The organism is Rhizobiaceae bacterium, from assembly GCA_023953845.1.
GTDB lineage: Bacteria > Pseudomonadota > Alphaproteobacteria > Rhizobiales > Rhizobiaceae > Arvimicrobium.
This window is the reverse complement of record JAMLJC010000001.1, coordinates 1,667,572-1,692,020: the sequence shown is the minus strand read 5'-3', so window position 1 is coordinate 1,692,020 and position 24,449 is coordinate 1,667,572. Positions and strand designations below refer to the sequence as shown.

The 24,449-nt window shown below is 65.2% G+C and carries 26 protein-coding genes; 19 read left to right on the top strand and 7 right to left on the bottom strand.

The features are described 5' to 3' along the window. Positions 1–84: 84 nt before the first annotated feature. From ubiE to M9955_08370, 6 genes are read left to right on the top strand one after another with little or no spacing between them, the layout of a single operon-like run. Positions 85–861 carry a bifunctional demethylmenaquinone methyltransferase/2-methoxy-6-polyprenyl-1,4-benzoquinol methylase UbiE gene (gene ubiE, locus M9955_08395; protein ID MCO5081663.1) on the top strand — a complete coding sequence of 259 codons (777 nt, stop codon included), beginning with the start codon at positions 85–87 and terminating at the stop codon, positions 859–861. Between the two features lie 13 nt (positions 862–874). Continuing rightward, positions 875–2,449 carry a 2-polyprenylphenol 6-hydroxylase gene (gene ubiB, locus M9955_08390; protein MCO5081662.1) on the top strand — a complete coding sequence of 525 codons (1,575 nt, stop codon included), beginning with the start codon at positions 875–877 and terminating at the stop codon, positions 2,447–2,449. A gap of 57 nt (positions 2,450–2,506) precedes the next feature. Continuing rightward, the gene (locus M9955_08385; GenBank protein ID MCO5081661.1) at positions 2,507–2,791 is read left to right on the top strand and encodes a plasmid stabilization protein; all 285 of its coding nucleotides are present in this window, start codon (positions 2,507–2,509) and stop codon (positions 2,789–2,791) included. Next, on the top strand, positions 2,778–3,200 hold the full coding sequence (locus M9955_08380; protein ID MCO5081660.1) for a type II toxin-antitoxin system VapC family toxin: 423 nt from the start codon (positions 2,778–2,780) through the stop codon (positions 3,198–3,200). Before M9955_08385 ends, M9955_08380 begins: the two co-directional genes overlap by 14 nt. Then, positions 3,197–4,420 carry a bifunctional phosphopantothenoylcysteine decarboxylase/phosphopantothenate--cysteine ligase CoaBC gene (gene coaBC, locus M9955_08375; protein MCO5081659.1) on the top strand — a complete coding sequence of 408 codons (1,224 nt, stop codon included), beginning with the start codon at positions 3,197–3,199 and terminating at the stop codon, positions 4,418–4,420. Before M9955_08380 ends, coaBC begins: the two co-directional genes overlap by 4 nt. Then, positions 4,417–4,965, top strand: coding sequence for a GNAT family N-acetyltransferase (locus tag M9955_08370; GenBank protein MCO5081658.1), 549 nt, complete (start codon positions 4,417–4,419; stop codon positions 4,963–4,965). Before coaBC ends, M9955_08370 begins: the two co-directional genes overlap by 4 nt. Here the strand turns inward: M9955_08370 and M9955_08365 are convergent. The 5 genes from M9955_08365 to M9955_08345 form a co-directional block, all read right to left on the bottom strand. After that, positions 4,944–6,533, bottom strand: a complete 1,590-nt coding sequence (locus M9955_08365; GenBank protein MCO5081657.1) for a peptide chain release factor 3 — start codon at positions 6,531–6,533, stop codon at positions 4,944–4,946. The genes M9955_08370 and M9955_08365 overlap by 22 nt on opposite strands. Positions 6,534–6,600: 67 nt before the next feature. Continuing rightward, entirely contained in the window at positions 6,601–7,251 is a 651-nt protein-coding gene (locus M9955_08360) for a pentapeptide repeat-containing protein (GenBank protein ID MCO5081656.1), read from the bottom strand. Between the two features lie 257 nt (positions 7,252–7,508). After that, a complete protein-coding gene (gene lysM, locus M9955_08355) occupies positions 7,509–8,030 on the bottom strand; it encodes a peptidoglycan-binding protein LysM (protein MCO5081655.1) in 522 nt (173 codons plus the stop codon). 79 nt (positions 8,031–8,109) lie between these two features. Then, positions 8,110–8,547: an aminoacyl-tRNA hydrolase gene (gene arfB / locus M9955_08350; protein ID MCO5081654.1), complete on the bottom strand. Its 438-nt coding sequence runs from the start codon at positions 8,545–8,547 to the stop codon at positions 8,110–8,112. Positions 8,548–8,732: 185 nt separating this feature from the next. Next, entirely contained in the window at positions 8,733–10,343 is a 1,611-nt protein-coding gene (locus tag M9955_08345) for a phosphoenolpyruvate carboxykinase (protein MCO5081653.1), read from the bottom strand. Between the two features lie 284 nt (positions 10,344–10,627). Between M9955_08345 and M9955_08340 the strand changes: the two genes are divergently transcribed. The 13 genes from M9955_08340 (at position 10,628) to M9955_08280 (ending at position 22,638) form a co-directional block, all read left to right on the top strand. Beyond that, on the top strand, positions 10,628–11,347 hold the full coding sequence (locus M9955_08340; GenBank protein ID MCO5081652.1) for a response regulator transcription factor: 720 nt from the start codon (positions 10,628–10,630) through the stop codon (positions 11,345–11,347). Positions 11,348–11,439: 92 nt separating this feature from the next. After that, on the top strand, positions 11,440–13,152 hold the full coding sequence (locus M9955_08335; GenBank protein MCO5081651.1) for a sensor histidine kinase: 1,713 nt from the start codon (positions 11,440–11,442) through the stop codon (positions 13,150–13,152). 29 nt (positions 13,153–13,181) lie between these two features. Beyond that, a complete protein-coding gene (locus M9955_08330) occupies positions 13,182–13,586 on the top strand; it encodes an HPr kinase/phosphorylase (GenBank protein MCO5081650.1) in 405 nt (134 codons plus the stop codon). Positions 13,587–13,768: 182 nt separating this feature from the next. Continuing rightward, a complete protein-coding gene (locus tag M9955_08325; GenBank protein ID MCO5081649.1) occupies positions 13,769–14,170 on the top strand; it encodes a PTS sugar transporter subunit IIA in 402 nt (133 codons plus the stop codon). Next, positions 14,167–14,463, top strand: coding sequence for an HPr family phosphocarrier protein (locus M9955_08320; protein MCO5081648.1), 297 nt, complete (start codon positions 14,167–14,169; stop codon positions 14,461–14,463). The genes M9955_08325 and M9955_08320 overlap by 4 nt, the downstream gene beginning before the upstream one ends. A gap of 257 nt (positions 14,464–14,720) precedes the next feature. Next, on the top strand, positions 14,721–15,932 hold the full coding sequence (locus M9955_08315) for a glycosyltransferase family protein (GenBank protein MCO5081647.1): 1,212 nt from the start codon (positions 14,721–14,723) through the stop codon (positions 15,930–15,932). Positions 15,933–15,935: 3 nt separating this feature from the next. Further along, positions 15,936–17,180, top strand: a complete 1,245-nt coding sequence (locus M9955_08310; protein ID MCO5081646.1) for a glycosyltransferase family 4 protein — start codon at positions 15,936–15,938, stop codon at positions 17,178–17,180. Further along, positions 17,177–18,304, top strand: coding sequence for a glycosyl transferase (locus M9955_08305; GenBank protein ID MCO5081645.1), 1,128 nt, complete (start codon positions 17,177–17,179; stop codon positions 18,302–18,304). The genes M9955_08310 and M9955_08305 overlap by 4 nt, the downstream gene beginning before the upstream one ends. 113 nt (positions 18,305–18,417) lie before the next feature. Continuing rightward, positions 18,418–19,110, top strand: a complete 693-nt coding sequence (locus tag M9955_08300; protein MCO5081644.1) for a CerR family C-terminal domain-containing protein — start codon at positions 18,418–18,420, stop codon at positions 19,108–19,110. Between the two features lies 1 nt (position 19,111). Next, positions 19,112–20,074, top strand: coding sequence for an HlyD family efflux transporter periplasmic adaptor subunit (locus M9955_08295; GenBank protein MCO5081643.1), 963 nt, complete (start codon positions 19,112–19,114; stop codon positions 20,072–20,074). Continuing rightward, a complete protein-coding gene (locus tag M9955_08290; GenBank protein ID MCO5081642.1) occupies positions 20,067–21,032 on the top strand; it encodes an ABC transporter ATP-binding protein in 966 nt (321 codons plus the stop codon). Before M9955_08295 ends, M9955_08290 begins: the two co-directional genes overlap by 8 nt. Continuing rightward, complete coding sequence (locus M9955_08285; GenBank protein MCO5081641.1) at positions 21,029–22,165, top strand: ABC transporter permease; 1,137 nt, start codon at positions 21,029–21,031, stop codon at positions 22,163–22,165. The genes M9955_08290 and M9955_08285 overlap by 4 nt, the downstream gene beginning before the upstream one ends. Before the next feature lie 92 nt (positions 22,166–22,257). After that, complete coding sequence (locus M9955_08280; GenBank protein MCO5081640.1) at positions 22,258–22,638, top strand: hypothetical protein; 381 nt, start codon at positions 22,258–22,260, stop codon at positions 22,636–22,638. Between the two features lie 10 nt (positions 22,639–22,648). Here the strand turns inward: M9955_08280 and M9955_08275 are convergent, their stop codons facing one another. Further along, a complete protein-coding gene (locus tag M9955_08275; GenBank protein MCO5081639.1) occupies positions 22,649–23,638 on the bottom strand; it encodes a threonine/serine dehydratase in 990 nt (329 codons plus the stop codon). Between the two features lie 126 nt (positions 23,639–23,764). After that, the gene (locus M9955_08270) at positions 23,765–24,382 is read right to left on the bottom strand and encodes an alpha-ketoglutarate-dependent dioxygenase AlkB (GenBank protein MCO5081638.1); all 618 of its coding nucleotides are present in this window, start codon (positions 24,380–24,382) and stop codon (positions 23,765–23,767) included. Positions 24,383–24,449: the final 67 nt, after the last annotated feature.

The following is a 24,449-nucleotide window of genomic DNA, read 5'->3' as shown; positions in this document are numbered from 1 at the left end:
GCGGCCGAACACCGCGCTCTCTAACAATAGCGCTGGGGTATGCGATCGGCTATGGTCCGCCCGAAATAAGCTTGGATCACAATCGTGTCAGAACAGCGAACGACCGCCGGCCCGGCAATGTCCACCTCCTACGGTTTCCGGGCCGTGGCTGAGGATGAGAAGCAGGGGCTGGTCAACGACGTCTTCCATAAGGTCGCGAAACGCTACGACATCATGAACGACCTGATGTCCGGCGGCCTGCACCGGCTTTGGAAGGACGCGATGGTGACAGCGCTCAATCCGCCGAAGCGACCCGGCTGGAAGGCGCTCGACGTTGCCGGCGGGACAGGCGACATCGCTGTCCGCATCGTCGAGGCTTCCGGACGCGCTGCGCATGTCACCGTTCTCGATATCAACGGCTCCATGCTCGAGGTCGGACGCGAACGCGCCGAAAAGCGTGGGCTTGCCACGTCGCTGGATTTTGTCGAGGCCAATGCCGAGGAACTGCCCTTCGAGGACGAAACCTTCGACGCCTATACGATCGCCTTCGGCATCCGCAACGTGCCGCATATCGAAACCGCGCTGGCCGAGGCCTTCCGCGTGCTGAAGACCGGCGGCCGGTTCCTGTGCCTCGAATTCTCCGAGGTCGAGATGCCGCTGCTCGACCGCGTCTACGAGCAGTGGTCGTTCAAGGCGATCCCGCAGATCGGCAAGGCGGTGACCGGCGAGGCCGAGCCCTATTCGTATCTGGTGGAATCGATCCGGAAATTCCCGAACCAGCAGAATTTCGCCGCGATGATCGGGCGTGCCGGCTTCGAGCGCGTCAGCTTCCGCAACTATTCCGGCGGCATCGCCGCGCTGCATTCGGGCTGGAAGCTTTGAGGGAACGTGCCGAATGAGCAGCGTCGGCGCATTCCTGCGGCTGGTGCGCGCCGGCTGGGTGATGACGCGCGAGGGCGTCATCGGCGCCCTGCCCGGCGACGAGCTCACCGGCCTGCCGCGCACCGGATGGCGCATCGCGCGCCTGCTGACCAGACGCCGGGCGAGAGGCCTCGACCGCTCGCAGCGGCTTTCCGACGCCGTCGCGCGCCTCGGCCCCTCCTATGTGAAGCTCGGCCAATTCCTGGCGACGCGTCCTGACGTCGTCGGCAACGACATCGCGCTCGATCTCGCCCGGCTCCAGGACAAGATGCCGACCTTTCCGCGCGAGCAGGCGGTGGCGGCGATCGAATCGTCGCTCGGCCGGCCTGTCGGCGAACTTTTCGAGCGCTTGGGCGAGCCGGTTGCCGCCGCCTCCATCGCGCAGGTGCACGATGCCGATATCGCCAGCGCGGACGGGACACGCAAGGTCGCGGTCAAGGTCATCCGGCCGGGCGTGCGCAAGCTTTTCTATCGCGATCTCGAAAGCTATTTTGTCGCCGCCCGCCTGCAGGAAAAATATATCCCCTCGAGCCGTCGCCTGCGTCCCGTCCAGGTGACGGAGACGCTGGCGCAGACGACGAAGATCGAGATGGATCTAAGGCTCGAAGCCGCCGCGCTCTCCGAGCTTGCCGAGAACACCCGCGACGATCCGGGTTTCCGCGTGCCGGCCGTGGACTGGGAACGCACCGGCCGCGACGTGCTGACGCTGGAATGGATCGACGGCATCAAGATGAACGATGTCGAGGCATTGCGCGCCGCCGGACATGATCTCGACGCCATCGCCGCGAACCTCATCCAGTCCTTCCTGCGGCACACGCTGCGCGATGGCTTCTTCCACGCCGACATGCATCCCGGAAACCTCTTCGTGGAAGCCGACGGCACCATCGTCGCGGTCGACCTCGGCATTTCCGGCCGGCTGGGCAAGAAGGAGCGCCGTTTCCTTGCCGAAATCCTCTACGGCTTCATCACGCGCGACTATATGCGCGTGGCGGAGGTGCATTTCGAAGCCGGCTACGTGCCGCGCGCCCAGAACGTCGCCTCCTTCGCGCAGGCGATCCGGGCCATCGGCGAGCCGATCCACGGCCAGTCCGCCGAGACCATCTCCATGGCCAAGCTGCTGACGCTGCTCTTCGAAGTCACCGAACTGTTCGACATGGCGACGCGGCCCGAACTGGTGCTGCTGCAGAAAACCATGGTGGTGGTGGAAGGCGTGGCGCGCACGCTCAACCCGTCCTTCAACATGTGGAAGACGTCGGAGCCCGTGGTGGCCGACTGGATCGCCGGCAATCTCGGCCCGCGCGGCATGCTGGTCGATGCGCGGGACGGCATCAGCGCGCTGGTGTCGCTGGCCCGGCAGGCGCCGGACCTGGCTGCCCGCACAGAGCGCCTGTCGCGCGAGATCGACGCCATGGCCGAGCACGGCCTGCGCTTCGACGAGCAGACGGCCCGCGCCATCGGCAAGGCCGAGGCCCGCTATTCGCGCTCGGGCCGCATCGCGCTATGGGTGATAGCGGCGGCGCTGGTCTGGATTGCGTGGCGCCTGGCTTGATTGCATTGCAATCATTGACTACTTTGCAAGCATTCTGTTCGATGAGAGGAGGCTGACATGGCCAGCGTTACCGTCAGGGACGTCGAGGAAGAAACAAAGCAGCGATTGCGTCTACGCGCCGCGCGGCACGGCAATTCCCTGGAAGCAGAGCTGCGCGTCGTCCTGCGTGAAGCGGCTTCGGCGCGCGAGAAAGTTTCTCGGCCGCCAAGGAATCTCTACGACGCCGTCCGTGAGCTCGTGGAACCGCATGGCGGCTTCGACATTCCGATCCCGCCGCGTCAACGAGCGCCTCGTCCTGTTCCCTTCGAGGATTGGGAGGACGAGGGCGATGGTCATCCTTGATACCAACGTCATCTCGGAGATATTCCGGCCGGCGCCGGACGAAGGCGTCGGCGGATGGCTGCGGGAACAACCTCCGGATCAAGTGTTCGTGACATCGGTGAACAAGGCCGAACTCCTGACCGGACTTGCCCTTATGCAGGATGGCAAGCGCAAACGAGCGCTCGCCGATTCGATCGAACTCTTCTTCGAAGAAAGACTTACCACGCCGGTTCTCGGTTTCGAGGAGGCAGCCGCCGTTCAGTACGCGCGAATATTCTCGCAGCGCCGGCAAGCCGGGCGGCCGATCTCTGAAATGGATTGCGAGATCGCCGCAATTGCACTCACCCATGGATATGCCCTTGCAACGCGCAATGTCCTGGATTTCGAGAACTGTGGTATTGCCCTCATAAATCCTTGGGAGCCGCAATGATCCTCTCCGGCAAGCGCATCCTGCTCATCATCAGCGGCGGTATCGCGGCCTACAAATCGCTCGACCTGATCCGCCGTCTGCGCGAGCGCGGCGTGTCGGTGCGGTGCGTGATGACCGCCGCCGCGCAGGAATTCGTGACGCCGCTTTCGGTTGGCGCGCTTTCGGCCGGCAACGTCTTCACCGACCTGTTCGACCGGCAGGACGAGCATGATGTCGGCCATATCCGCCTGTCCCGCGAAGCCGACCTGATCGTCGTCGCGCCGGCCACGGCCGACCTGATGGCCAAGCTCGCCAACGGGCTGGCGAACGACCTTGCCTCGAACGTGCTGCTCGCCACCGACAAGCGCGTGCTGATGGCGCCGGCCATGAATCCGCGCATGTGGAGCCATCCCGCGACCCGGCGCAATCATGCGACGCTCATTCAGGACGACGTTCTCTTTGTCGGCCCCAACAGGGGCGAGATGGCCGAGAGCGGCGAGGCGGGTGAAGGCCGCATGGCCGAACCGCTGGAGATCGTCGCCGCCGTCGAAGCGCTGCTCGACGACCGCCCGAAGCCGCTGGCGGGGAAAAAGGTCATCGTCACGTCGGGTCCGACGCATGAACCGATCGATCCGGTGCGCTACATCGCCAACCGCTCGTCGGGCAAGCAGGGTCATGCCATCGCCGCTGCGCTGGCGCGGTTCGGCGCGGATGTGCGGCTGGTGTCCGGTCCAGTGTCCATCCACGATCCCGCTGGGGTGAAGACCGTTCATGTCGAAAGCGCGCGCGAGATGAAGGACGCGGTGGAGCAACTGTTGCCGGCCGACGCCGGCATCTTCGTCGCGGCCGTGGCCGACTGGCGCACGGCGAACGAGGCCGGCGAAAAGATCAAGAAGGTCGCCGGCGAAGGCCCGCCGTCGCTTAAGATGATCGAGAACCCCGACATTCTGGCCGGCATCGGCCATCACCCGAAACGGCCCTATCTCGTTGTCGGCTTCGCGGCGGAAACGCAGGACGTGCTGAAGAACGCCGAGGCCAAGCTGAAGAAGAAGGGCGCGGACTTCATCGTCGCAAACGACGTCAGCCATGACGGTTCGGGCGGCGTGATGGGCGGCGACCGCAACAGCGTCACCATCGTCTCGCGCGACGGCATAGATCAATGGGCGGACATGACCAAGGAAGCGGTGGCCGAACGCCTCGCCGCGATGATCGCCGAAAGGCTGAGGACGATCACGGTTTGAGCGCGGCAGTCGTCATCGAGACGGAACGTCTCGTGCTGCGTGGTCATCGTCCCGAAATCTTCGACGCCTATCTCGCCATGCTCCGGGACGCGGAAGTGATGCGGTTCATTTCCGGCAAGCCGATTCCGCGTGAGGACGCCTGGGCGAGAATGCTTCGCTATGCCGGCACATGGGCTCTGTTCGGCTACGGCATGTGGGCGATCGAAGACAGGCGAACCGGGCTTTTTCTCGGTGAGGCGGGTTTCCTTGCCTCCCGCCGCGACATGTCGCCCTCGACCGAAGACACGATGGAGGTCGGCTGGCTGCTTGCGCGCGAGGCGCAGGGTCGCGGCATCGCCACGGAAGCCGTCGGCGCGGCGCTTCGCTGGGCCGACGAGCATTTTCCGAACCTGCGGCGGACCTGCATCATCGATCCTGAAAATGCACCCTCGCTGCGCGTCGCCGGAAAGCTCGGCTTCGTCGAGCTGGCGCGCACCGTCTACCATGACAAGCCGATCATCCTTTTCGAGCGGCTGAAGCAGGATCAGGCCGCCTCGCGGACCTGATAATCCTTCACCGCCGCGAAGCGGATGTCCTTCCAGCGTTCTGCCTCGTAGTTGAGGCCGAATTCGTGCGGCGCGAGGAACACCGGATCGTTGTCGAGATCGCGGGCGATGTCGCCGCGATGGCTTTCGATGAAGCGGGACAGTTCGAGCGAACTGTCAGCCGATATCCACCGGCAGACCGAGAAGCGCGCCATCTCGAAATCGACCGGCAGGCCGTATTCGACGTTGAGCCGCTCCTTGAGCACGTCGAGCTGCAGCGCGCCGACGACGCCGACGATGGCCGGCGAGCCGTCCTCGGGCGAGAAGAGCTGCACGACGCCCTCTTCCGCCATCTGCTGCAGCGCCTCCTTCAGTTTCTTCGCCTTCATGGCGTCGCCGAGGCGCACGCGGCGCAGGATTTCCGGCGCGAAGTTCGGCACGCCGCGGAACAGGATTTCCTCGCCTTCCGTCAGCGTGTCGCCGATCCTGAGCGTGCCGTGGTTAGGAATGCCGACGACGTCGCCCGCAAAAGCCTCGTCGGCGGTGATGCGCGAGCGGGCGAAGAAGAATTGCGGCGCGGTCAGGCTCATCGGCTTGCCGGTGCGCACCAGCTTCGCCTTCATGCCGCGCTCCAGCTTGCCCGAGCAAACGCGGACGAAGGCGATGCGGTCGCGGTGATTGGGGTCCATGTTTGCCTGGATCTTGAAGACGAAGGACGTCATCTTGTCCTCCGTCGCATGGACCACCCGCGTGTCCGCTTCCTGGTCGCGCGGCGACGGGCCGAAATCGCCCAGCGCCTCGATCAGATCGCGCACGCCGAAATTGCGCAGCGCCGAGCCGAAATAGACCGGCGTCAGATGGCCTTCGCGAAAGGCCTTGAGATCGAAGGGGCGGCAGGCCTCGCGCGCGAGTTCCAGCTCCTCGATGAATTCCTGCCGGTCGTTTTCCGGCAGCAACCCCGCGACGCGGTTGGAGTCCGGGCCGTTGACCTTGACGCGCTCCACCTCCTCGTCGCTGCGCCGCACCGCGTTCTGGGCGAGATGATAAGTGCCGGCGAAGGTCCTGCCCTGGCCGATCGGCCACGTCATCGGCGCGGTGTCGAGCGCCAGCTTCTGCTCGATCTCGTCGAGGATCTCGAAGGTATTGCGGGCCTCGCGGTCCATCTTGTTGACGAAGGTTACGATCGGAATGTCGCGCATGCGGCAGACCTCGAACAGTTTCAGCGTGCGCGGCTCGATGCCCTTGGCCGCATCGATCACCATCACGGCCGAATCGACCGCCGAGAGCGTGCGGTAGGTGTCGTCGGCAAAGTCCTCGTGGCCGGGCGTGTCGAGCAGGTTGAAGACGTTGTCGCCATATTCGAAGGTCATCACCGAGGTGACGACCGAGATGCCGCGCTCGCGCTCGATCTTCATCCAGTCCGATCGGGTCTGGATGCGGTCCTTCTTGGCCTTCACCTCGCCGGCGAGCTGGATCGCGCCGCCGAACAGCAGCAGCTTCTCCGTCAGCGTCGTCTTGCCGGCATCCGGGTGCGCGATGATCGCAAAAGTGCGGCGGCGGGCCACCGCCCGTTCGATGGTCTCGGTCATGTCGGGGAATCCGTTGGAAGCGGCTCTATAGCCTCACGCGGCGCAGGTGTCGAACGGAAAGCGAGGCTTATTCGCCGGCCGGGCAGGCCCAGTCGGCAGGAGCCGAAAGCGACGCGGGCAGCCTGGTGCTGGCGTCGCCGCAGGCCTGATCGATCTGCCACTGCTCCAGCCCCGTCGCCTGACTCAGGTCGAGGCCATCCAGACGGGTGAGGAAGAGAAAGCCGCCCGAGAAATCGAGCGGTCCTTCGAAGCGGGCGCCGGCAAGATTGGCGCGGGCCAGATTGGCCATGGCGAATTTCGCGCCGGTGATCACCGCGTCGGCGAAGACGGCCCGGCCGAGCTCGGCTTTCTGGAAATCCGCGCCGGTCAGGTTCGCGCCGCTGAAATCCGCCCGTTGCAGCTCGGCGCTGGCGAAGGATGCGCCCTGCGCCGAAACGCCGACGAAGGTCGTGCGATAGCCCTCGATCCGGGAAAGATTCGCCTTGTCGGCATTGGAGCCGTTGAGCGACGCGCGGAACAGCGTCGCCTTCTCCAGCTTCGCGCTGGCAAGGTTCGAATTGCGCAGATCGGTGTAGGAGAGATCGGTGCTGGTCAGGTTCGCCCCGGCAAGCGCACTGCCGGGGATCATCAACCGGCTCTTGTTGCAATCCTGCCAGTCGACCGAAGGTGCCGGGCTGGCCTTGCAATCAGCCGCGAGAACCGGCGACTGCGTCAGCATCAGCAATCCGGTCAGCGCGCCCGCAAGCAGCTTCAGGCGCTTCACATCGAAACCGCGAAGAAACGATCCAGATCCGCACGCCATGCGCCAACTCCTCGTCAAGGTCGGCCGTCAGTTATCCGGATTCGGCGCGGGCGACGCGGACAAACGTCGTTGATGCCCGATACGCCTAGCCGTTCCGATATCCGGTGCTACGAATATGGGATCAAAGTGGCCTTCGCGCCAGCCGCCGGTCGTTCGACCCTGTCGCCGCGCGATCAGGCCTGCTCGATGTCGGGGATACGGAGCACCTGTCCCAGATAGATCTTGTCCGGGCTTTTCAGCATCGGCTTGTTGGCCTCGAAGATGATGTTGTTCTTCGCACCCTTGCCCTTGCCGTAATGCGCCTCGGCGATCTTCCAGAGATTGTCGCCCTTCTTCACCGTGTAGAACACCGGCTCCCTGGCGGGCGTCGCGGCCGCCACCACGGCATTCATGTCGACATTGCCGTCGAGCTTCAGCCCGGATTCCGGCGCGACGATCTTGAGTTCCTCGGCCTCGACCTTGGAGACGCCGAGCGTGTTGCCGACGGCGATCACCGCCTTCTCGAAGATCGACTGGTCCTTCACGACGCCCTTCAGCACGGCGGTGTCGCCCTTGACGACCACCTGAACGTTCTCCGTACCCAGCTTGTGGGAATCGAGTTCCTTCTTCAGCTCCTCGGCTTTCGGCGCGGCCTCCTCCTCGTCACCGAAGCCGAGCTTCTTGCCGACACTCTTGACGAAATCGAACATTCCCATTTGGCATTCTCCCTGAAAGCGCCGCCCGATCCGCAGATTGGCATTCGTCCGTAGCGATGGAAAGGCCTTTGCACAAGCCTCAGTCCTGCTCCACCCGTCCGCGCATCTTCTTCACCGTCGAGCGCCCGGCTTTTTGCTTCAGCCGCCTTTCGACGGCACCCCTGGAAGGCTTCGTCTTCTTGCGCGGCGGCGGTGGCGGCTCGGCAGCCCTGGTGATCAGCGCCACCAGCCGCGCCCGCGCGTCGGCCCTGTTCTGCTCCTGCGTACGGAAGCGGCCCGCCTCGAAGACGATCACGCCATCCTTGGTCGCGCGCTGGCCGGCGAGCTTCAGGGCGCGCTCGCGCACCCGCTCCGGCAGGCCGGCAGCGTTGCGGGCATCAAAGCGCAGCTGCACCGCCGTCGCCACCTTGTTGACGTTCTGCCCGCCGGGACCGGACGCCCGGATGAACGTCTCCTCAAGGTCGCCCGGATGGATTGCGACGCCCGCCACTACCTCGATGATGTCGTCGCTGGTCATGCGGAACACATGGCCCGACGGGAAGAAAATGAAAAGAGGGTGAGCAGTGAGCAGTGAGCAGTGAGCAGTGAGCAGTGAGCAGTGAGCAGTGAGCAGTGAGCAGTGAGCAGTGAGCAAAGGAACGCCGGTCTCTGCTGTCGGCAACCTCTGTTCACTGCTCACCGTTCACTGTTCACAACCAAACGTCACTCCGCCGCCTGCCGCAGCTGCGGCGCCGCTTCCATCACATGGGCGTCTACATGCTTCTCGAACTTTTCGAAATTGGCGGCGAACATCGACACCAGTCTGGCGGCCTGCCGGTCGTATGCGGCGGGATCGGCCCAGGTCGAGCGCGGGTCGAGAATGGCGGCGTCGACACCCGGCACCGCCACCGGCACGGCGAAGCCGAAATTGGCATCGGTGCGGAACTCGGCATTGCCGAGCGAACCGTCGAGCGCGGCGGAGAGAAGCGCGCGTGTCGCCCTGATCGGCATACGCTTGCCGACGCCGTAGGCGCCCCCGGTCCAGCCGGTGTTGACCAGCCAGCAGTCGACCTGATGCTCGGCGATCAGCCGGCGCAGCAGGTCGCCATATTCGGAGGGATGGCGCGGCAGGAAGGGCGAGCCGAAGCAGGTCGAGAATTCCGGCTGCGGTTCTGTCACCCCACGCTCTGTGCCGGCGACCTTGGCGGTGTAGCCGGAGAGGAAATGGTACATCGCCTGCGCCGGCGTGAGTTTCGCGATGGGCGGCATGACGCCGAAGGCGTCGGCCGTCAGCATGATGATGTTCTTCGGATATCCGGCGCGACCGCTCTCGCTGGCGTTCGGGATGAAATCGAGCGGATAGGCGCAGCGCGTGTTTTCCGTGCGCGATTCGTCGTCGAAGTCCGGCACGCCCTCCTCGTCGAGCACGACGTTCTCCAGCACCGTTCCGAAACGATTGGCGGCGGCGAAGATTTCTGGCTCGGCCTCGGCAGACAGGCGGATGGTCTTGGCATAGCAGCCGCCCTCGAAATTGAAGACGCCGTCCTCGCCCCAGCCATGCTCGTCGTCGCCGATCAGCGTCCGGTTCGGATCGGTGGAAAGCGTCGTCTTGCCGGTGCCGGAAAGGCCGAAGAACACGGCCGAATCGCCGGCGGGGCCGACATTGGCCGAACAGTGCATGGGCATCACGCCCTTGCCCGGCAGCGAATAGTTGAGCGCCGTGAAGACGGATTTCTTCATCTCGCCGGCATAGGCGGTGCCGCCGATCAGCACGACCCTGCGGGCAAGATCGAGAGCGATCACCGTGTCGGTGCGGGTGCCGTGGCGGGCCGGATCGGCCTTGAAGGACGGCAGGTCGATGATCGTCATTTCCGGCACGAAGCTGTCGAGCGCCGCGCGGTCCGGCCGGATCAGCAGGTTGCGGATGAACAGGGAGTGCCAGGCGAGTTCGGTGACGACGCGTGTCGGCAGGGCATGTGTCGGGTCGGCGCCGCCGACGAGATCCTGCACATAAAGGTCCATCGACGCCGCATGGGCGAGGAAATCGGCATGCAGCAGATCGAACTGGGCGCGCGACATCGGCGCGTTATTGTCCCACCAGACGCTCGCCTCGGTGTTCTCGTCGCGGACCACGAACTTGTCCTTCGGCGAGCGGCCGGTATAGGGCCCGGTGTCGGCTACCAGCGCGCCGAACGCGGTCAGTCCCACCTCGCCGCGGCGCAGCGCCTCCTCGTAAAGCGCATGAGGCGCGAAATTGTACCGCACCGTGCCAGCCGTCCGCAGACCCATGGCGGCGATTCCGCACGCCGGGTTGCGCTTCCCGATTTCGATCATGCATTCCCCTCGATATGAAATACGCCGCACGCCGCCCATGCCGGGCGCGAGACCATCTGCGCAGCCTCACAAAAAGCGGGAAGCAGAAAAGCGAAGCAATTTCAAATTATTAATCGATTTAAGATTTTTGAATTTCTTTTAAATCGTTTATAAGCGTAGCGCGCTGCGGGTGCAGACTCCGTCCCGGAACGAGGCCAGGGTGACTCCGCCGGGAATCTCTGCCACAATTTGTACCCAATTTGTCCTCCAATAGCGCGTCCTGAAGCAGGAAGGGACGCCCGCTCATGAGGGAGCCAAACGAAATGGCGACTATCGCGCTTGTCGACGACGACCGGAACATCCTCACCTCGGTCTCGATCGCGCTGGAGTCCGAAGGCTATCGCGTCGAAACCTATACCGACGGCGCTTCGGCGCTGGAAGGACTGGCGGCTCGGCCGCCGAATCTCGCGATCCTCGACATCAAGATGCCGCGCATGGACGGCATGGAGCTTCTGCGCCGCCTGCGCCAGAAGACCGACCTGCCCGTCATCTTCCTGACGTCCAAGGACGACGAGATCGACGAGCTTTTCGGCCTCAAGATGGGCGCCGACGACTTCATCCGAAAACCGTTTTCCCAGCGCCTGCTGGTCGAGCGCGTCAAGGCCGTGCTGCGCCGGGCCAGCGCCCGCGAAGCGGCAGCCAAGACGCCGAACCAGCAATCGAAATCGCTGGAACGCGGCCAGCTCGTCATGGACCAAGAGCGCCACACCTGCACCTGGAAGGGCGAGCCGGTGACGCTGACCGTCACGGAGTTCCTGATCCTGCATTCGCTGGCGCAGCGGCCGGGTGTCGTAAAAAGCCGCGACGCGCTGATGGATTCGGCTTATGATGAGCAGGTCTATGTCGACGACCGGACCATCGACAGCCACATCAAGCGGCTTCGCAAGAAGTTCAAGGCGGTCGACGACGACTTCGAGATGATCGAGACGCTTTACGGTGTGGGTTACCGCTTCCGCGAAGCGTAAGCCGGGAGCCTGCGCCGCAAATGGCGGTTGACATCGAGATCAGGAAGCCGGCTGTAGCCGGCCCGGGGCGTGGCCGCACACTGCCACGCCTCATGAGCAGGATCACGGTGCCCATGCGCCGTGTGCTCGGCCACTACATATTTTCCAGCCTGACGCGCCGCATCCTGTTCCTCAACCTCGCGGCGCTCGCCGTGCTCGTCGTGGGCGTACTCTATCTCAACACCTTCCGCGACGGCCTTATCGAGGCCCGCGTCGAAAGCCTGATGACGCAGGGCGAGATCATCGCCGGAGCCATCGCCTCCTCGGCGACCGTCGAGACGGATTCCATCCGCATCGACCCCGAAAAGCTGCTGGAGCTGCAGGCCGGCGAGAGCCTCGCACCGGGCAGCGACCAGCTCGACAGCCTCGACTTCCCCATCAACCCGGAACGCGTGGCGCCCGTGCTCCGGCGGCTGATCTCGCCAACGCGCACTCGCGCGCGCATATACGACCGCGACGCCAACCTGCTGCTGGACTCCCGGCACCTCTATTCGCGCGGCCAGATCCTGCGTTTCGACCTGCCGCCGGTGGCCGACGACCAGCCGGATCTGCTCGACCGCATCTACAAGCGTGTGGCGAACTTCTTCAGCCCGACGGATCTTCCCATCTATCGCGAGCAGCCGGGCGGCAGCGGCGCCGCCTTTCCCGAGGTCATAAGGGCGCTGACCGGCACTCCGGCCACGGAAGTGCGCATCAGCGAGCAGGGTGAGCAGATCGTCTCCGTCGCCGTGCCGGTGCAGCGCTTTCGCGCCGTGCTCGGCGTGCTGATGCTCTCCACGCAGGGCGGCGACATCGACAAGATCGTCGCCGAGGAGCGCAAGGCGATCCTGCGCGTCTTCGGCGTGGCGGCCCTTGCCAACGCCATCCTCTCCATGCTGCTCGCCTCGACGATCGCCCAGCCGCTGCGGCGTCTGGCCGCCGCGGCCGTGCGGGTGCGGCGCGGCGTCAAGAGCCGCGAGGAGATCCCGGATTTTTCCGACCGGCAGGACGAAATCGGCAACCTGTCCGTCGCGGTGCGCGACATGACCAATGCGCTCTATGCGCGAATCGACGCCATCGAGAGTTTCGCCGCTGATGTCAGCCACGAACTGAAGAATCCGCTGACCTCGCTGCGCAGCGCCGTTGAGACGCTGCCGCTCGCCAGGAACGAGGCATCTCGCAATCGCCTGATGGAGATCATCCAGCACGATGTCAGGCGGCTCGACCGGCTGATTACCGACATTTCGGACGCGTCCCGCCTCGACGCGGAACTGGCGCGCGAGGATGCCGGCAAGGTCGATCTCAGGAAATTGATCGGCGACCTCGTATCGGTGTCCGCCGATGGCGGGCGGCACAAGAAGACGGTGGAGATCGCCTTCAAGGCTGGCAAGCTCCCGCAGGGCGCCAAGGGCTTTTACTGCCTTGGCCACGACCTGCGCATCGGTCAGGTCATCACCAACCTGATCGAGAATGCGCGCTCCTTCGTGCCTGACGACCGTGGTCACATCTCGATCAATCTGTCGCGATCGGGCAAGTTCAACATCATCACCGTGGACGACAACGGACCGGGCATCCGCGCCGAGAACATCGACCGCATCTTCGAGCGCTTCTACACCGACCGGCCCGCGAGCGAGGCTTTCGGCCAGAATTCCGGCCTCGGCCTGTCGATCAGCCGCCAGATCATCGAGGCGCATAACGGCACGCTGACCGCGGAAAACATTCCCGGCACCAAGCCCGGCGAGGTGAAGGGCGCCCGTTTCGTGGTGACGTTGCCGGCCGAGGGATGAGCCCGGCGAGCAATCTGCACGGAACGGCGGTGATCCTGGGCGAAAAGGGCGTCCTCATCACCGGGCGCTCCGGCGCCGGCAAGACGGCGCTCGCACTCGGCCTGATCGAACACTGGCGCGGGCGCGGCTGCTTCGCACGCCTTATCGCCGACGACCAATGCCTGGCGCGCATTGCCGGCGGCAGATTGATCCTCGAGGCGCCCCCTACCATCGAGGGCCTGGTCGAGGTCCATGGCCTCGGCCCTGTGCCGTGCCCGGCGGAGAGCCGCGCCGTCATCGATCTCGTCGTGCGTCTCGCCGAAAGCGCGATGGCGCCGCGTTACCAGGAACCGGGAGAAGAGACGATCGCGGGGGTTCCGGTACCGTCGCTGACGCTGCGCGAGCGGGCGACACGATCGGCCATCGCCGCGATCCGCGCCTGCCTTTCCGGATGAACATGACGGGCAGGCGGAGCGCCGATAGTCGTCCAATGCGTCAAAATGGCCCAGTGCTCGGCAAATTTGGGCTTGTCAAGCGACCGCCGGTCGACAAGATAGCGCACTCGCTGCCGGCCCGCCGGAAGCGCGATGAGAGTAGCAGGCGTCGATGAACGCGCTATGACGGGAGCCAAAGCAGAATGATCGGTCTCGTGCTGGTCACGCACGGTCGACTCGCCGAGGAATTTCGAAATGCCGTCGAGCATGTTGTCGGACCTCAGCAGAGTTTCGAGACGGTTTCGATCGGCGCGGACGACGATATGGAGCAGCGCCGCCGGGACATCGTGCAGGCGGTCGCGACGGCCGATACCGGTTCGGGCGTCATCATCCTCACCGACATGTTCGGCGGCACGCCGTCCAACCTCGCCATTTCCGTGATGGAACCGGGCCGGATCGAGATCATCGCCGGCGTCAACCTGCCGATGCTGATCAAGCTGTCCAGCGTGCGCAAGACGGGCGATATGGCCAGCGCGCTCAACGAGGCGCAGAATGCCGGCCGCAAATACATCAATGTCGCCAGTCAACTCCTGACCAGCAAATGAGCGTGGCGAGCGTGTCAGCAGATCCGGTCAGCCGCGATGTCATCATCGTCAACCAGCGCGGCCTGCATGCCCGCGCATCCGCGAAGTTCGTTCAGCTCGCCAGTGGCTTTCAGGCCGACATCAACGTCGAGAAGGATGGCATCAGGGTAGGCGGAACATCCATCATGGGCCTGATGATGCTGGCGGCGAGCCCTGGCTGCTCGATACGCATCACCGCGAGCGGCCCCGACGCGGAAGCGGCCGTCGGCGCGCTGGAGGCCCTTGTCGGCGCCCGTTTCGGAGAGGAGTGCTGAGCGCGAAGGGCAAGCCCCGCCGCCAGATTCCGTGTTGGCAGGCTCACGCGGCGTGGGGTAAGCTACGCGAAGTTACGTTGCTTCTCGTCGCGTCTTCCGCCTATCGTCCAGGATATTCCGCAGCGGGCGTCAGGTGTCATTAATAGGAATATTCCGGCGCTTGTCCCAAGGCGGTATGGCTTTCGGCATTAAATCGATTGGTGCGGGCTGCGTGTCATGAGAATTGTCCGGCGTCAGGATCGAGTGGTTTGGCTGTAATGCGGCGTTTCGAACATGCGCGTATCCTGATGTACAGCCACGACACGTTCGGGCTCGGGCATCTCAGGCGATGCAGGACGATCGCCCATGCGCTGGTCGAGAACTATCGCGGCCTCGACGTGCTGATCATTTCGGGGGCCACGATCGCCGGCGCGTTCGACTACCGCGCCCGCGTCGATTTCGTGAAGATTCCCAGCGTCATCAAGCTCAGGAACGGCGAGTACACATCGCTGGAGCGCCATCACGCGCTGGACGAGACGCTGAAGATGCGGCAGTCGATCATCCGGCATACGGCGGAGACGTTCCAGCCGGATATCTTTATCGTCGACAAGGAGCCGCTCGGCCTGCGCGGCGAGGTGGAGGACACGCTCGCCTATCTCAAGACGCGCGGCACGACGCTGGTGCTCGGCCTGCGCGAGGTGATGGACGCGCCGCATCTGCTCGAGGCCGAGTGGAAGCAGCGCGACGTGATGCGCAAGATCGGCCGGTTCTACGATATGATCTGGACCTACGGCCCGCCTGATTTCTACGATCCGCTGACCGGCCTCGACGTTCCCGCCAATGTGCGCGCGAAGATGAAATATGTCGGTTTCCTGCAGCGCAGCCTGTCGCAGCAGCAATTGCCCGAACATCGTCCCGAGGGCGACTATCTGCTCGTCACCACCGGCGGCGGCGGCGACGGCTCGGACCTGATCCACGACGTCATCCACGCATACCAGCAGGACCCCGAACTGACCCACAAGGCGCTCGTCGTGCTCGGACCCTATATGCCCGCCAGGAAGCGGCAGAAGCTCCTGAAGAAAGGCGGCGCCATCCCGCATCTCAGGATGATCGAGTTCGACAACCGCATGGAGGAGCTGGTCGCCGGTGCCAGGGCAGTCGTCGCCATGGGGGGCTACAACACCTATTGTGAGATTCTGTCCTTCGACAAGCCGGCGCTGATCGTGCCACGCGTGCGTCCGCGCGAGGAGCAGTTGATCCGCGCGCGCCGCGCCGCCGAACTCGGCCTCGTCGACATGCTCCTGCCGGAGGAAGCGGAAGACGCGCCGCGCTTTGCCTCGGCGTTGAAGAACCTGCCGAACCGGCCGCGCCCTTCGCAAAGCAACCCCGATCTGAGGCTGGACGGCCTTGCCCATATTTCCGAGATCGTCGGCGAATGGCTGGATTCGCGTTCGCGCCCTCGGCTCTCGGTCGTCGAAGGCTCGACCTGATCCTTGACCATGCGCCGCAAGATCGTCGTGGTGCTGAAAGGCTATCCGCGCCTGTCGGAAACTTTTATCGCTCAGGAACTGCTCGGGCTGGAGCAGGCCGGACTCGAACTCCGGCTGGTGGCGCTGCGCCGGCCCACTGACAGAAAACGCCATCCGGTCCATGACGATATCCGGGCGCCGGTCTCCTATCTGCCCGAATATCTGCATGACGAGCCGGGCCGCGTCCTGCGCTCGCTCTTCCGGGTGCTGCCGACGCGCGGCTTCCGGAGCGCCCTGCCGGCCTTCCTCAAGGACCTTGGCCGCGACACCAGCCGCAACCGCGTGCGTCGCTTCGGGCAGGCGCTGGTGCTGGCCGCCGAATGGCCGCGCGACGCCGGCTGGCTGCATTCGCACTTCATCCACACGCCGGCATCGGTGACGCGCTACGCCAGCCTTCTGCTCGGCGTGCCATGGACCTGCTCGGCCCATGCCAAGGACATCTGGACCTCGCCCGACTGGGACCTCGCCGGCAAGCTTGCCTCCGCCCGCTGGGCCGTCACCTGCACGAAGGATGGGTTTGGCCGGCTGAAACGGCTTGCTGGCGGCGGAACCGTGCATCTCAGCTATCACGGCCTCGACCTGACACGTTTCGGCTCGCCGGCAAAAGCCGACTCGGAGCGGGACGGCAGCGATCCGGCCGCGCCTGTCCGAATCCTGAGCGTCGGCCGCGCTGTGGAGAAGAAAGGCTACGACATTCTGTTGCGGGCGCTGGCGTTGCTGCCCTCCGGCCTCGCATGGCACTTCGAGCATGTCGGCGGCGGGGATCGTCTCGACGCGTTGAAGGCGCAGGCGACTGAACTCGGCCTGACCGACAGGATCGTCTGGCGCGGCGCGCTCGCGCAGGAGGAGGTGTTGGTGCTCTACCGAAGCGCCGACATTTTTGCGCTGCCCTGCCGTGTCGCCGTAGACGGCGACCGCGACGGCTTGCCCAACGTGCTGGTCGAGGCGTCGAGCCAGCGGCTGGTCTGCGTGTCCACGAATGTCGCCGGCGTGCCGGAACTACTGACGGACGGCGAGAACGGCTTGCTGATCCCGCCCGAGGACCCGGCCGCCCTTGCAGCGATATTGGCACGTGCCATCCGTGACCCGTCGCTGAGACGCCGGCTCGGCGACGCGGCGGAAAAGCGTGTGCGCGAATCCTTCGACCACCGGTCGAGCATCAGGCAGTTGACGGGCCTGTTCGAGGCGTCGTGGCGGGAAGGGTCATGACAGGCCGGCGCGTCCTCTTCTACGTCCAGCATCTGCTGGGCATCGGCCATCTCGCCCGCGCCAGCCGCGTCGCGAGCGCACTCGCCGCGGACGGGTTCGATGTCACCGTCGTCACCGGCGGCACGCCGGTCGCGGGTTTTCCCGCGCCGGGCGTCGCGCACGTCGCTCTGCCCGCGCTGACCTCACGCGACGAAGGCTTTTCCGGCCTCGTGACAGCGACCGGCGAGCCGGCCGGCAAGGCATTCGAGGCCATGCGCCGCGACCGGCTTCTGGAAGTCTTCCATGCGCTCGCGCCCGACATCCTCGTCATCGAGGCCTTTCCGTTCGGCCGCCGGCAGATGCGGTTCGAACTGCTGCCGCTGCTCGACGCAGCCGTGAAGGCGGAGCCGAGGCCGCGCATCGTCACCTCCATCCGCGACATATTGCAGGAGCGCACCAAGCCCGGGCGCAACGAGGAGACGGTCGATACGCTCAACCGCTATTTCGACCTCGTTCTCGTCCATGGCGACCCGGCTTTCGTGCGGCTCGAAGAGACGTTTCCACTTACCGGCGCGATCCGGCCGCCCGTCGCCTATACTGGACTGGTGGCGCCGGAGCCGCCCTTACCCTCGCAAGAACGTTTCGACATTATCGTCTCCGCCGGCGGCGGCGCGGCGGGGCGAGACCTCGTCGCCGCGGCTGTCGATGCCGCGAAACGGCTGGATCAGAACCTGCGCTGGCTGCTCATCACAGGCCCCAACCTCGCCGGCGACGCGTTCGCGGTCGCCGCGAGCGGCGCACCCGCAAACATGGCGGTGGAGCGCTTCCGCACAAATTTTGCCGGTCTGCTGGCCTCCGCACGGCTTTCCGTCTCGCAGGCCGGTTACAACACGGTCTGCGATGTGTTGCGCGCCGGTTGCCGATCGGTGCTGGTGCCTTTCGCAGCCAGCGGGGAGACGGAACAGACCATGCGCGCCGAACGCCTCGCGCGCCTCGGCCTCGCCGTCGTGCTGCCGGAACACGGTATCAGCGGCGAAGCGCTTGCCGCTGCGATCGGCGCGGCGCTGGCCGCCCCACCTCCTTCGCGTTCCGCACTTGTCCTCGACGGCGCGCAGCGCAGCGCTGCAATCCTGAAGGCACTTTGACCGCTCGTTCTTCTTGATTTTTCGTCCGGCCGCCGACGCGGATAGTTGGGCCGGTTCTGCTGCTATTCCTTATATGTTGACTTTAATCAATCGATTGATTAAATATATGAAGCATGAACGCCGCTCCAGATACAAATACGACGGCCCAGACCTCCGCCGATCAGACCCGCCTCGCCCTGGTGGGAGCGGCGCTGCGGCTCTTTGGTCAAAAAGGTTTTGATGGCACGTCGACGCGCGAGATCGCCGCCGCGGCGAACGCCAATATCGGTTCAATCGCCTATCATTTCGGCGGCAAGGAAGGTCTTCGCATCGCCTGCGCCGAGCATATCGCCGCGACGATGGGCACGCTCTCCGCGCAGGTGCTGGCGACCGCGCCCGAGCCTGACGATCTCACGGCCGAAACGGCGCGGGCGCTGCTGCGGACCGTGGTCACGACCATGGCGACGTTTCTTCTCGGCCGGCCGGAATCAGGGGATTTCGTCCAGTTCATCCTGCGGGAACTCGCGCATCCCACGGCGGCGCTCGATACGGTCTACAACCGCATGTTCGAGCCGATGCATCGCCGTCTCTGCCGCATCTGGCAGGCCGCCACGGGCGAGGACGCGGAGTCCGAGGCGACGAGGCTGACCGTTTTCACCCTGATCGGACAGATCGTCTATTTCCGCATCGGGCGCGAGGCGGTGCTCCGCCGCATGGGATGGACGGGCATCGGCCCGGAGCAGATGGCCGCTGTGATCGCCGCGGCCACCGCCAATCTCGACGCCATGCTCGCCGCCCGCAACCCTGATCCCTCGAAGGGGAACTGACATGAGCCTTCTCTGTTCGCTTCCGCTTGCCGCCTCGCTGTTCGCGTCCTGCGCGCCGGCCGCGCCGCTGGCTGTCGGCTACGTCGAAGGCGAGTTCGTGCTGCTCGCGCCGATCGACGTGGCGCAGGTTACCGAGGTCGCCGTCAGGCGCGGCGACCGGGTGGAGCCGGGCAAGCGGATCGCCGCGCTCGACAAGGGCGACGCCGAGATCGCGGTCGCGCAGGCGACGGCGGCGCTCGCACAGGCCGAGGCCCAGCTTGCCGATCTCAGGATCGGGCGGCGGCCCGAGGAGATCGCCGTGCTGGAGGCGGCAGTGCGCTCGGCCGAGGCGCAGGCTGCTGAAAACGCACGGGTGCTGGCGCGCATCCAGGATCTCTACCAGAAAGGCACCGCGACCCGCGCGCAACTGGACGAGGCGACCACGCAGGTGGAGGTCTCCAACGCCGCCATCAGTCAGGCGGAGGCGAACCTCGCCGTCGCGCATCTGCCGGCGCGTCCGGAGGAGATCAAGGCCGCGGAGAATCAGGTCAAGCAGGCGCGTTCCACGCTTGATCAGGCCAACTGGAAACTGTCCAAGCGCGATATCGCAGCGCCTGCGGCGGGCCGCATCGACGACGTGATCCGCAATCCGGGCGACCTGGCCGGCCCATCTGCGCCCGTCGTCTCCATGCTGCCGGACGGCGCGGTGAAGCTGAAGGTCTATGTGCCGGAAACGCATTTCTCAGCCCTCGCCGTGGGCTCGGTGCTCGACGTGCGGTGTGACGGCTGCAAGCCGGGATTGAAGGCGAAAGTCAGTTACGTCTCTCCCGATCCGGAGTTCACGCCGCCCGTCATCTACTCGCTCGAATCGCGCCAGAAGCTTGTCTATCTCGTCGAAGCGCGGCCGGAAGCCGATGCGACCGCCCTGCAGCCCGGCCAGATCGTCGATGTCAGTCTCGCCGGCAACGGTGAGCGGAATGACTGACGCTGCCGTTCACGCCTCGCCGATCGCCACTCACGGACGCTCGCTCGCCATCGCCGTGCGCGGCCTCGTCAAGCGTTTCGGCACCAAGACGGTGGTCGATCATGTCTCTATGGATGTGGCCGAAGGCGAGATCGTCGGCTTCCTCGGCCCGAACGGCTCGGGCAAGACGACGACGATCCGCATCATGTGCGGCCTGCTGACGCCCGACGAGGGCGAGGGCCAGGTGCTCGGCCACGATCTCAGGACCGACAGCCTGAAGATCAAGCGCGAAGTCGGCTACATGACACAGAAGTTCTCGTTCTACGAGGATCTGACCATCGCCGAGAATCTAATGTTCGTCGCCCGGCTCTACCAGCTGAGGCCGGCGAAGGAGCATGTCGATCGCACGCTTGAGGAGCTTGGCCTGACGTCGCGTCGCGACCAGCTCGCCGGCACGTTGTCCGGCGGCTGGAAGCAGCGGCTGGCGCTCGCCGCCTGCATCATGCACAAGCCGAAACTGCTTTTACTCGATGAGCCGACGGCCGGCGTGGACCCGAAGGCGCGGCGCGAGTTCTGGGACGAGATCCATCATCTCGCGCGCGGCGGCCTCACCGTTCTGGTCTCCACCCACTACATGGACGAGGCCGAGCGCTGCCACCGCATCAGCTATATCTCCTATGGCAGGATGCTGGCGTCCGGCACGGTGGAGGAGGTCATCCGCAATGCGGGCCTGACCACCTTCGTCGTCAGCGGGCCGGACCTTGACCGCGTCGCCGTCGATCTTCAGGGCAAACCCGGCGTCGAGCAGGTGGCGCCGTTCGGCGCGACGCTGCATGTCGTCGGCTCCGATAAGGCGGCGCTGGGAGAATCGCTGGAGGAGATCGGCCGGCGCGACGGCATCACGGTCAAGCCCGGCGAGACGAGCCTCGAAGACGTCTTCATCCAGTTCATGGCCGGCTCGAAGGATAACATGGCATGAACCGGTTCTTCTCCTTCGCCCGGCTCGGCGCACTGCTGATGAAGGAATTCATCCAGATGCGGCGCGACCGCATCACCTTCGCCATGATGCTCGGCGTGCCGCTGATGCAGCTCGTGCTCTTCGGCTACGCCATCAACAATGATCCGAAGCAGCTTCCCGCCGCACTGATGGTCACCAGCAACGACAACTACACCCGCGCCATTGTCTCGGCCTTGCAGGTCACCGGCTACTACCGCTTCGACCATGTCGTGGAGAGCGCGAGGCAGGCCGAACTGCTCATCACGCGAGGCGACGTCTCCTTCGTCGTCACCATCCCGGCGGATTTTGCGCGCCGCGTCTCGCGCGGCGACAGGCCGCAGATCCTCATCGAGGCGGACGCCACCGATCCCTCCGCCTCCAGCGGCGCGATCTCCACGCTGTCCACCGTCGCGGCGCAGGCGCTGCTGAGGGAACAGGGCATGCAGCAGGCGGCGGCCGAGAACGCACGCGGCGCGCTCGATGTGGTGGTCCACCGCCGCTACAATCCGGAAGGCATCTCGCAGTTCAACATCGTGCCGGGCCTGCTCGGCGTGATCCTGCAGATGACCATGGTCATGATGACCTCGATGGCGCTGACCCGCGAAACCGAGCGCGGGACCATGGAAAACCTCCTCGCCATGCCGGCAAGTCCGACCGAGATCATGCTCGGCAAGGTGCTGCCTTATCTCGTCGTCGGCGCGGTCCAGGTGACGGTCGTTCTCGTCGCCGCAAAGCTCCTGTTCGACATTCCTTTCGTCGGTTCGCTGCCCCTGCTGCTTTCGGTGATCCTGGCCTTCGTCATGGCGCTCGTGCTGCTCGGCTACACCATCTCCACCGCCGCGCGGACGCAGATGCAGGCGATGCAGCTCACCTTCTTCTTTTTCCTGCCGTCGATCCTGCTGTCCGGCTTCATGTTCCCCTATCGCGGCATGCCGGACTGGGCGCAATATTTCGGCGAGATCTTTCCGCTCACCCATTTCAACCGCATCGTCCGCGCCGTGATGCTGAAGGGAGCGGATTTCGCCGCGATTTCGACGGAAGTGTTGTGGCTTTGCGGCTTCATCCTGTTTTTCGCCGCAATGGCATTGCTTCGCTTCCGCCGCACGCTCGACTGACAGGAATAAAGCTCCTGCTTCCCCGTTGTTCATGCGTGCGATGAAACCGAATCGCGCGACCCGCGTTGTCGCGCAGAACGGAGAAAACAAGGATGCGCAACTTCCTCATCAATTCCGCATTGGCCATCGGTGTGGCCCTGACCAGCGTGCCGCTCGGCGCCGGCCTGGCGTCTGCGCAGGTGGAGTTCCGCATCGACCGCGACGGCCCGCAGCTACGCCTCCGCGACGACGATTGCGATCCGCGCTACCGCGAGTGCCGCGAGCGGATGCGCCGCGACGAGTATCGCGAAGGCCGCCGCAGCGAGTGCACCGCGGACCGCGCGCTGCGCAAGGCCGAACGCATGGGTATCCGCCGCGCCCGCGTGGTTGACGTCGGACGCCGTACCATCGAGGTTGCCGGCCGCGACCGCCGGGGCGATCGCGTCATCGTCAGCTTTGGCCGTCGCGACCGCAGCTGTCCGATCTGGGGCTGACCGGTCAGCCTCAGCGACCGGCGAGGATTCCGGCATAGGGGCCGGGATCTACATTGCCTCCCGACAGCACCACGACCACGCAGCGACCGGCGAGATCGATTTCGCCGGTCGACAGGGCCGCGAGCGCGACCGCGCCCCCAGGTTCGACTACCAGCTTCAGATATGATGCCGCGTCGCGCATGGCCGCCGCTGCCGCCGCGTCGGTCACCGCCACCGAACCGGCAAGCGCCGTGCGGTTGATGGCGAAGGTGATCTCGCCGGGCATCGGCGCGAGGATCGCGTCGCAGATCGAGTTATGGCCCGGCTCGTTGGCGATACGCCTTCCTTCGGCCAGCGAGCGTCTCGTATCGTCGAAATGCTCCGGCTCCGCCGCCCAGACCTCAATCGCCGGTGACAGCGCCTTGACCGCCAGCGCGATGCCGCTGATCAGCCCGCCGCCGCCGCAGGGCGATACGACGACATCCGGCGTCATGCCGAGACGTTCGGCTTGCGCCATGATCTCCAGCCCGACCGTGCCCTGACCGGCGATGATCAGCGGATCGTCGAACGGCTTCACCAGCACCCGCCCTTCGTCCACATAGGCCTTCACCACAGCGTCGCGGTCGTCCTTGAAACGGTCGAAGGTGATGACCGTGCCGCCCAGCGCCTCGACATTGCGCCGCTTGATCTCCGGCGCGTCGTGCGGCATGGCGATCACCGCGTCGATGCCGAACATCATTGCCGCGGCCGCCACGCCCTGCGCATGGTTGCCGGAAGAATAGGCGACGACGCCCCGCGCCCGTTCCTCCGGCGCCAGCGATGCGATCTTGTTGTAGGCGCCGCGGAACTTGAACGAGCCCGTGCGCTGGAGCACTTCCGGCTTGAACAGGACGCGCCCGCCAAAACGCTCGTTGAGGGCATGCGATTCCAGAAGCGGCGTCTCGACCGCCAGACCCTTGAGGCGCTGCGCCGCCGCGCGAACGTCGTCGAATGTAGGCAACGGAATTGGACGGGCTGTCATGGCTGCGATCCTGCGGGTCTATCCGGATCGTGCATGGTTCGGCCCCGTCCGCCAGCAAAAACATGTCGCCGCGACAATCGGTGGATACCGGAACGATGGAAGACGGGGTCGCCGATGGGTGGTGCTTCATCCGCCTTTCGTCACCCGTCTCAATGTCAGGTTGATGCGGCCGCCATTGGCGAGCAATGTCGATGTCCCCGGATAGATGCGGTCGACGCCATGGAAGGCGAGGCGGCCCTCTCCGCCGAGCACCACGACGTCGCCGCTGTGCAGCCTGAACGACGACGTCGGATCGGTGCGCGACGTGCCGCCGATCCTGAAAAGACAGGTATCGCCGAGCGATACCGACACGACGGGAGCCGAGAACTCCGCTTCGTCGCGATCCTGATGCAGGCCCATCCTCGCTTCCGCCGTGTAGAAGTTCACGAGGCAGGCTTCGGGTGGCAGGCCGCAGTCGGCCACCTCCTGCCAAAGGGCCAGCAGTTGCGGCGGGATCGGCGGCCACGGCGCGCCGGTGACCGGATGTGTCGGCTGGTAGCGATAGCCGCGTTCCTTGTCCGTTACCCAGCCGAGAACGCCGCAATTGGTCATGCGCACGCTCATCGGCTTTCCCGTGCGCGGCATCGCCGGCGTGAACAGCGGCGCCACACGCACCGCCGCGCGAACCTCCTCGAGCAGTTCTTCCTGCGCCGGCCGGTCGAGGAAGGATGGAAGATGTCTGATGCCGTTCGGCAGCTTCGGCATGCTCGTCCCTTGCATCGCAGCGCCTCGAGTCAGGCGCATCCAACCTGCTTAACGCAAAATTCACCAT

Coding starts and splice junctions, on each gene's coding strand:
- ubiB (MCO5081662.1), top strand. CDS start 875: ATGAGCAGCGTCGGCGCATTCCTGCGGCTGGTGCGCGCCGGCTGGGTG.
- M9955_08385 (MCO5081661.1), top strand. CDS start 2,507: ATGGCCAGCGTTACCGTCAGGGACGTCGAGGAAGAAACAAAGCAGCGA.
- M9955_08380 (MCO5081660.1), top strand. CDS start 2,778: ATGGTCATCCTTGATACCAACGTCATCTCGGAGATATTCCGGCCGGCG.
- coaBC (MCO5081659.1), top strand. CDS start 3,197: ATGATCCTCTCCGGCAAGCGCATCCTGCTCATCATCAGCGGCGGTATC.
- M9955_08365 (MCO5081657.1), bottom strand. CDS start 6,533: ATGACCGAGACCATCGAACGGGCGGTGGCCCGCCGCCGCACTTTTGCG.
- M9955_08360 (MCO5081656.1), bottom strand. CDS start 7,251: ATGCTGACGCAGTCGCCGGTTCTCGCGGCTGATTGCAAGGCCAGCCCG.
- lysM (MCO5081655.1), bottom strand. CDS start 8,030: ATGGGAATGTTCGATTTCGTCAAGAGTGTCGGCAAGAAGCTCGGCTTC.
- arfB (MCO5081654.1), bottom strand. CDS start 8,547: ATGACCAGCGACGACATCATCGAGGTAGTGGCGGGCGTCGCAATCCAT.
- M9955_08345 (MCO5081653.1), bottom strand. CDS start 10,343: ATGATCGAAATCGGGAAGCGCAACCCGGCGTGCGGAATCGCCGCCATG.
- M9955_08340 (MCO5081652.1), top strand. CDS start 10,628: ATGAGGGAGCCAAACGAAATGGCGACTATCGCGCTTGTCGACGACGAC.
- M9955_08335 (MCO5081651.1), top strand. CDS start 11,440: ATGAGCAGGATCACGGTGCCCATGCGCCGTGTGCTCGGCCACTACATA.
- M9955_08325 (MCO5081649.1), top strand. CDS start 13,769: ATGATCGGTCTCGTGCTGGTCACGCACGGTCGACTCGCCGAGGAATTT.
- M9955_08320 (MCO5081648.1), top strand. CDS start 14,167: ATGAGCGTGGCGAGCGTGTCAGCAGATCCGGTCAGCCGCGATGTCATC.
- M9955_08315 (MCO5081647.1), top strand. CDS start 14,721: ATGCGGCGTTTCGAACATGCGCGTATCCTGATGTACAGCCACGACACG.
- M9955_08305 (MCO5081645.1), top strand. CDS start 17,177: ATGACAGGCCGGCGCGTCCTCTTCTACGTCCAGCATCTGCTGGGCATC.
- M9955_08300 (MCO5081644.1), top strand. CDS start 18,418: ATGAACGCCGCTCCAGATACAAATACGACGGCCCAGACCTCCGCCGAT.
- M9955_08295 (MCO5081643.1), top strand. CDS start 19,112: ATGAGCCTTCTCTGTTCGCTTCCGCTTGCCGCCTCGCTGTTCGCGTCC.
- M9955_08290 (MCO5081642.1), top strand. CDS start 20,067: ATGACTGACGCTGCCGTTCACGCCTCGCCGATCGCCACTCACGGACGC.
- M9955_08285 (MCO5081641.1), top strand. CDS start 21,029: ATGAACCGGTTCTTCTCCTTCGCCCGGCTCGGCGCACTGCTGATGAAG.
- M9955_08280 (MCO5081640.1), top strand. CDS start 22,258: ATGCGCAACTTCCTCATCAATTCCGCATTGGCCATCGGTGTGGCCCTG.
- M9955_08275 (MCO5081639.1), bottom strand. CDS start 23,638: ATGACAGCCCGTCCAATTCCGTTGCCTACATTCGACGACGTTCGCGCG.
- M9955_08270 (MCO5081638.1), bottom strand. CDS start 24,382: ATGCCGAAGCTGCCGAACGGCATCAGACATCTTCCATCCTTCCTCGAC.